The sequence below is a fragment of the Candidatus Gracilibacteria bacterium genome, assembly GCA_041660965.1.
Classification (GTDB): Bacteria; Patescibacteriota; Gracilibacteria; order BD1-5; family JAGOOR01; genus JAGOOR01.
The window spans coordinates 1-3,140 of the sequence record JBAZVH010000005.1; the positions used below are offsets into that span (position 1 = coordinate 1).

General features: G+C 44.0%; 2 protein-coding genes. Both read left to right on the forward strand.

Translation table 25 applies throughout. The features are described from left to right. Window positions 1-878: 878 nt before the first annotated feature. Window positions 879-1,859, forward strand: a complete 981-nt coding sequence (locus WC753_04850) for a glycosidase (protein ID MFA6080772.1) — start codon at window positions 879-881, stop codon at window positions 1,857-1,859. A 47-nt stretch (window positions 1,860-1,906) separates the two neighbouring features. Beyond that, window positions 1,907-3,140: glycoside hydrolase family 125 protein (locus WC753_04855; GenBank protein ID MFA6080773.1), on the forward strand; the 1,234-nt coding region annotated here is incomplete at its 3' end.

Genomic DNA, 3,140 nt, shown 5'->3' on the forward strand with positions numbered 1-3,140 from the left:
CATCTGTCGTCAAACTGATCTACAGATGTGTCACCGAATTTTGGGCCCAAAGCCATGATTATTTCTCCTTACTATTATTATTTATCCTAATTTGTTTCCCGCTTAAAAACCGCGGGCAAGTATAATCCGTTTCAGTATAGTACAAAAATAGGGCTTTACCACCCAAAATAACAGTTAAGTTTTGCCTCGACAAATAGCTATAACTTATTGATTTTATTACATAAATTTATCGCCGCCCAAGGTCCTTGGATCCCGCGGGTCTTGCGCCGCGGGATGACGTAAGACGTCGATCCTTGGACCCCGCGGTCTGTCACCCCGTGGTCTGACCGCTAATCGTTATACATGATCTTTCTAGCTTGCGAGATATTATCGTTGATTGATGTAGGGGCACGGCGTGCCGTGCCCTTTTAGTAAAAAGAATCCTTTTTATCGCAGATTATTCCCAAGAAATTATAAAAAACTAACAAAGGCTTTGAATTTCCCATAGCACCCTTCTGCGTCTTGGGAAAGGGCACGGCTTAGCCTAAGCCACTACATCATTGCTCGTAATCTATTGTTTTATATTGTAAAATTTAGAGATGTGTATAACGAATCATGAGGAAATTTCAATGAAAATAGCGAGTTTCAAAAGGATAATGCAGAAAAAAAGCGTAGCGATAAGCATGACCATGGCCTTTATTTTTAGTTTTTTTAGCTATGGAAGTTTTGCGTTGGCGTCTGACGATAATGCTTTATTCAGCAACCATCAGCAAACGCAAAAAACGCAACTTGCTCAAAAGCCACCTAAAATAGAAATTCTCGATTATGCCAAAGCGAAGGATTTGCCGCCTTATTTCCCGTTTAAGTTTGTTCGAAAATATAAAGCGAATCCTATTCTGATGCCGGAGCTTGAAAACGCCGATTCCGTGGAGGCGCATGGTGCGTTTAATCCAGCTGTTATTCGTAAGGACGGCGTGTTTTATATGTTTTACCGAACGCAAGATGTTAACTCTGTTTCCAGAATTAGTCTCGCGACGAGTACCGATGGTGTTAATTTTACGAAATGGGGCGGGGCTGTGATATCGCCGACGGAAGATTATGAATTGCCGGGCGGCTGCGAAGATCCGCGAATCATGCAAGTCAAAAATATGTATTATTTGACTTACACAGGATACAACGATCACTACGCGCATCACACGCACACGTGTCTTGCAACGTCGACAGATCTTATTCATTGGACAAAGCTTGGACCCATTTTGCCGGAAAAATCGACAGCGATACTCAATCAACCCATTAAAGGGATGTACTGGGCGTATTATGGTGATACCAACATTTGGATTGCTCAATCTCCCGATATGATTCACTGGAAAACTGTTTCTGATATACCAGTTTTAACACCCAGGTCAGGTGAGTGGGATGACTCGTTAGTTGAGTCTGGTCCACCGCCCATATTAACGCAATATGGTATTTTACTCATTCACAATGGTAATCTCTCGGAAGATCGCGCAAAGCAAAAAGGGGCGCGCATGCACCGAGATCAAGTTCGAGAGTATGCCACCGGATGGGCGTTGTTTGATAAAGATGATCCAACACACCTTATCGCGAGAGATACCGAACCGTTTTTAACGGTGACAGATCCTTTTGATGTTTACGGACAAGTGGGCGATGTTGTTTTTACGGAAGGGCTTGCGATGGCGGATGATGGCAGTGCCTATCTTTATTATGGTGGGGCAGACACGGTCGTGAATCTCGCGATAGCTGAGCCTACTTGGGGAGCAAGCCGATGAACACAAGTAAAACCCGAGTTTCGCGCTTTAAAAAACAAGAGGGGGTACCGATGATGTTTCTCGGGGACGGGGTCCCTCCCTCGCGCTCCTTAACTTCCCTGTTTCGCACGCCCCTCGCTACATCATCGGTACCCCCTCCCATGGATACACAGAAAGTACAGAAAATGCGAAACTCATGTAGAATCTATCAATTTTTAATCATGCTCGTTTTGTGTTTCGGTGCGATCAACATCGCTTTAGCGGGCTCTGCCGTCGAGAACTTCGACAAGTTGGCATTATCCGATTCGGATGCTCAGCAAACTTTTCAGCAAAGTCTTCCTTACACGCTCAAGACAACCATCAAGAAAGAGCCCGATGGAACTTACTACGTCATCACGGGAACGGATCTTCCTTTTATGTGGGTGAGGGACTCCTCTGCACAGCTTTATCCTTATGTGTACATGAGCAAAAACGATGTCATGCTTCAAAATATTATCAGAGGAACGATTCTGCGACATATGAAGCATTTTAATGCTTCTGTCGAAGATGCGCCGTTTATCAATTCGTGGAAAGACGATTACACGCCTCATGAATATAAATATGAACCCGATGGTGTTGCGTATCTCATTCGCTTAGCGTGGCTTTATTGGAAAGTGACTGGTGACGAAAAATGGGCGCACATGACAGGCGATTTTGAGGCTCATCAAGCTTTTAATCATGCGGTAGATGTTCTCAAAAAACATACGGGACCGACAGGCATGATCAAATGCAAAAACCGTCCGAGTGATGACTGGACCGCTTATCCTTATCTCATCCCGACCAATATGTTTTTAGCGAGCATGCTGCCCAAGTTGGCAGAAATGTATTCGAAAATTTGGAATGATCCTGTGAGAGCTGAGGAGTGCAAAACTCTGAGCCAAAATATCAAAGCGGGAATTGCTAAATATGGAATCTACCATCATCCGTTTTATGGCGATATGTGGGCTTATGAAGTGGATGGGACACAAAATGGCTATGTCTTTTTGGCGGATGATGCGAACGTTCCGAGTCTACTGTCAGCGCCTTATTTGGAATTTTCTTCGTCAACAGATCCGGTTTACCAAAACACGCGCGAGTTTATACTCAATAAAAAAGGACTTTTTAATCAGTATTATTTCACGGGCTCTTATGGTGAGGGCGTGGGCAGTCCGCATACGCAAAATGATTGGGTATGGCCGATGTCTGTCATCCTGCAGGCCATGACGTCCGTCGATGAAAGTGAAATTCCATTGATGCTAAAATATTTAAATAATTTTGATAAAGATAAAGGAGCGTACTACGTACACGAAAGCGTTAATCCGAATGATCCCACGCAATATACCAGGCAATCATTTGCTTGGGGCAATGCGCTGTATG